The 4,579-nt window shown below is 76.1% G+C and carries 2 protein-coding genes; both read left to right on the top strand.

Going from position 1 to position 4,579, the window contains the following annotated elements; all coding sequences use genetic code 11:
• On the top strand, positions 1-4,039 hold a 4,039-nt coding region (locus ACFV6I_RS29090), incomplete at its 5' end, for an amino acid adenylation domain-containing protein (RefSeq protein WP_380428485.1).
• On the top strand, positions 4,036-4,579 hold a 544-nt coding region (locus tag ACFV6I_RS29085), incomplete at its 3' end, for a condensation domain-containing protein (RefSeq protein WP_380428483.1). The genes ACFV6I_RS29090 and ACFV6I_RS29085, both read left to right, overlap by 4 nt.

Genomic DNA, 4,579 nt, shown 5'->3' with positions numbered 1-4,579 from the left:
GCCCGCCCCCCCGGCCGCCCCCCCCCGGGCCGGCCCGCCCGGCACCCCCGGGGGCGGGGTCCGCGCCGGGGCGCGGCGCCTGGGGCCGAGGGGCGCCGCCGGCGAGCTGTACATCGCCGGGGACGGCGTCGGCACCGGCTACCTGCACCGCGAGGACCTCACCCGGGACCGCTTCCTGCCCGACCCGTACGGCGCCGAGGGCGAGCGCATGTACCGCACCGGCGACATCGTCCGCTGGGCCGCCGACGGCAACCTGGAGTACGTCGGCCGCGCCGACTTCCAGCTGAAGGTCCGCGGCTTCCGGATCGAGCCCGGCGAGATCGACGCCGTCCTGGAGCGGCACCCCGCGGTGGCCCGCGCCGTCACCGTCGCCCGCGAGTACGGGGCCGGCGACACCCGGCTGGTCTCCTACGTGGTGCCGGCCGGCGAGGGCGGCGCCGACCCGGCCGAACTGCGCGCGCACGCCGCCGCCACGCTGCCCGGCTACATGGTCCCGGCCGTGGTGGTGCCGATCCCCGAGATCCCGCTGACCCCCAACGGCAAGACCGACCGGGCCGCGCTCCCGGACCCGGGCACCGTCGCCGCCGGCAGCGGGCACGGGCCGCGCAGCGCCCGCGAGGAGCAGCTCTGCGACCTGTTCTGCGAGGTGCTCGGCGTCGCCTCGATCGGTGTCGAGGACAGCTTCTTCGACCTCGGCGGCCACTCCCTGCTCGCCACCCGGCTGATCGGGCGCATCCGCTCGGTGCTGGACGTCGAGGTGCCGATCCGCACCCTGTTCGAGTCGCCCACCGTCGCCGGGCTGGCCGGCCGGCTGGGCAGCGAGCCCGCCCGCCGGGCCGGACTGGTGCCGGTCGGCCGCGACCGGCCGCTGCCGCTCTCCTACGGCCAGCAGCGGCTCTGGTTCCTGTACGACTACGAGTCCCAGGGCACCGAGTACAACTCGCCGCTCGGCCTGCGGCTGACCGGGCCGCTCGACCGGGACGCCCTCGGGCGCGCCGTCGACGCCCTGGTGGCCCGGCACGAGGCGCTGCGCACCACCTTCGCCACCGAGGGCGGCCAGGGCGTGCAGGTCGTCCACGCCCCCGGCCACCGGCCGGTGCGCTTCACCGACCTCGCGGCCGAGGGGCGCGTCGACGACCTCGACCAGCTGCTGCGCACCGAGCTGAGCCGCTCCTTCGACCTGCGCGGCGGCCCGCTGCTGCGCCCCTGGCTGATCCGGCTGGCCGACACCGAGCACCTGCTCGTCCTCGACATGCACCACGTCGTCACCGACGGCTGGTCCAAGGAGGTGATGGCCCGCGAGCTCGTCGCCCTGCTCGGCCAGGAGGCCACCGGCCGGCCCGCCGCGCTGAGCGAACTACCCCTGCAGTACGCCGACTTCGCCGTGCACCAGCACGGCGAGCGGGGCGCCCGGGAGGCCGCCGACCTCGCCTACTGGAAGCGCCGGCTGGACGGCGTGGTGCCGCTGGAGCTGCCGACCGACCGGCCCCGGCCCGCCACCCGCGCCACCCGGGGCGCCGGCCACCCCTTCGAGCTGAGCCCCGAGCTGGTGGCCGCCCTCACCCGGCTCTGCCGCCGGGAGGGCGTCACCCTGTTCACCGTCCTCACGGCGGGCGTCCAACTGCTGCTGTCCCGGTACGCGCGCCAGCGCGACATCGCCGTCGGCACCATCGTCTCCGGCCGCGAGCACAGCGAACTGGAGGACGTGCTCGGCTTCTTCGTCAACACGCTGGTGCTGCGCTCCCGGACCACCCCCGACACGACCGTCGGCGCCTTCCTGGCCGACGTCCGGCAGGGCGTGCTGGAGGCCTTCACCCACCAGCACCTGCCGTACGACCGGCTGATCGACGAGCTCAAGCCGGACCGCGACCCCAGCCGCACCCCGCTGATCCAGGCCGCGCTGATGCTCAAGCGGGCCCAGGACGCGCTGCCCGGCCCCGACGGCCTGCGGGTCGAGGAGAGCGCCCTGCCGCGGATGCACGCGCTGTTCGACATCGGCTTCGAGTTCGAGGAGCGCGACGGGCGGCTCGGCGGCCTGGTCGAGTACAGCACGGCGCTCTTCGACCCGGAGACCGTCGCCCGGACCGCCCGCCACCTCACCGTGCTGCTGGAGGGCATGGCGGCGGCCGACCCGGACCGGCTCGTCGACGAGCTGCCGCTGATGGACGAGCAGGAACGCCGGCTGGTCACCACCGGCTGGAACGCCACCGCGACCGGCGCCCGGTTCCACACGGCGACCATCCACGGCCTGGTCGCCGACCAGGCCCGGCGCACCCCGGACGCCGCGGCCGTCACCACCGAGGACCGCAGCCTGACCTTCGCCGAACTCGACGCGCTGACGGACGCGCTGGCCCACCGGCTGGCCGACCGCGGCGTCGGCCCGGGCAGCGTCGTCGGCGTCCGGACCCGGCGCGCCGCCGAGATGACGATCGCCCAGCTCGCCGTGCTCAAGGCCGGCGCCGCCTACCTGCCGCTCGACCCCGAACTGCCCGACGACCGGACGGTCTACGTGCTCCAGGACGCCGGGGTGCCGGTGCTCCTCACCCAGCGCGACCTGCCCGGGCCCGAGGCGCCGGAAGGCGTCGAGGTGCTGTACGTCGAGGACACCGGGCCCGGCACGCACGACGGGCCGCCCGAGGTCGCCGTCGGCCCGTCCGACCTCGCGTACGTGATCTACACCTCGGGCTCCACCGGCAAGGCCAAGGGCGTGCTGATCGAGCACCGCGGCGTGGTCAACCTGTGCGACTGGTACCGGGACTTCTTCGACGCCGGGCCCGGCGACCGGGCCACCCAGATGGTGCCGCCCGGCTTCGACCCGACGGTGCTGGAGCAGTGGGGCGCCCTCGCCTGCGGCGTGGAGATCCGGTTCGCCTCCGACCGCGTCCTGGAGGACCCGCACCTGCTCGCCGGCTGGATCGTCGAGCAGGGGATCACCCTCATCCTCATCCCGGCCCCGCGCCTGGAGGGCCTGCTCGACCAGCCCGCGCTCCACCAGGGCCGGGTACGCCACATCCTCACCGGCGCCGACGTGGTGCGCCGCCGGCTGCCGCGCGGCTCGGCGATGGCGCTGTCCAACCTGTACGGCCCGACCGAGACCACCGTGCTCACCACCGGCACGGTGCTGGAGGCGGAGGAGGACGCCCCGGTCGGGCGGCTGCCCTCGATCGGCCGGCCCATCGCCAACACCACCGGCTACGTGCTCGACGAGCACCGCGAGCCCGTCCCGGTGGGCGTGCCCGGCGAACTGTACGTCGGCGGCGCCGGGGTGGCCCGCGGCTACCTGGGCCGCCCGGAGCTCACCGAGGAGCGGTTCGTCCCGGACCACCTCGCCGCGACCGCCGGCGCGAGGCTCTACCGCACCGGCGACCTGGTCCGCTGGCTGCCCGACGGCACGCTCGAATTCCTCGGGCGGATCGACAACCAGGTCAAGGTGCGCGGCTACCGGATCGAGCTGGGCGAGATCGAGACCGCGCTGCTCGACGACGAGAGCGTCGAGCAGACCGCGGTGGTCGCCCGGACCAGGCCGTCCGGGCAGACCGTGCTGACCGGCTACGTGGTGCCCGCGGACGGCGCCGCCGACCCGGAGAAGATCCGGGACCGGCTCGCCGAGCGGCTGCCCGGCTACATGGTCCCGCCGGTCGTCATCGTCCTGGACGCGTTCCCGATGACCACGAGCGGCAAGATCGACCGGCGGGCCCTGCCGGAGCCGGAGGAGCAGCGGCCGGCCGCCGAGCCCACCGCGCCCCGGGACGAGACCGAGGCGGCGCTGGCCGGGATCTGGGCCGAGGTGCTGGGCGTGCCCGTCGTGGGGGCCGAGGACAACGTTTTCGACCACGGCGCCAACTCGGTGCTCACCCTCCAGGTCACCGCCCGGATCCGGGAGGTGTTCGGCGTCGGGGTCTCGGCCCGGCACGTGTTCGCCGCCCGCACCGTGGCGGCCCTCGCGGACCAGGTCCGCAAGCAAGTACTCGAAGACGTGCGCCGGACACCGGCGGACCGGACGACGACGCGCGGTGGCGCGCGGGGGAGCAACCGATGACAGACCAGCGACACAGCGAGGGCCAGGACGCCGACGAGATCCTGCGGCAGCGACTGGCAGCCGCCGGCGCCGGCGGCGGCGTCCGCGACCCGCTCCGGCCCGGCGGCGACGGCCCGGCCCCGCTCTCCTTCGGCCAGGAACGGCTCTGGTTCCTCCAGGAGTTCGAGACCGACGCGGTCGAGTACACCACCTCCTTCGGCCTGCGGCTGCGCGGCGGCCTCGACCTGGCCGCGCTGCGCACCGCGCTGACCGGCCTGGTCGAGCGGCACGAGCCGCTGCGCACCGTCTTCACCACCGAGGACGGCGTGGCCCGCCAGGAGGTCCGGCCCGCCTACGCCCCGGACACCGAGCCGGTGGACCTGGGCGCGCTGGGCGCCGACGAGCGGGAGGCGGGGTGTGGCGCGGCGGGGGGGCGCCCGCGCGCCCCCCCCCCCACACTGCCCGCGGGGGCCGAATCTCTACGCGGGGGCGCCGGCGCCCGCCCCCCGGCCGGCCAGGCGGTGCTGCGCCGCCTCACCGCCGACGGCGCCACCGTGATCG

The sequence above is a fragment of the Kitasatospora sp. NPDC059803 genome (assembly GCF_042732255.1).
In the GTDB taxonomy this organism is placed as follows: Bacteria; Actinomycetota; Actinomycetes; order Streptomycetales; family Streptomycetaceae; genus Kitasatospora.
The sequence above is the reverse complement of the archived record's forward strand: the minus strand, read 5'-3'. Positions and strand labels throughout refer to the sequence as shown.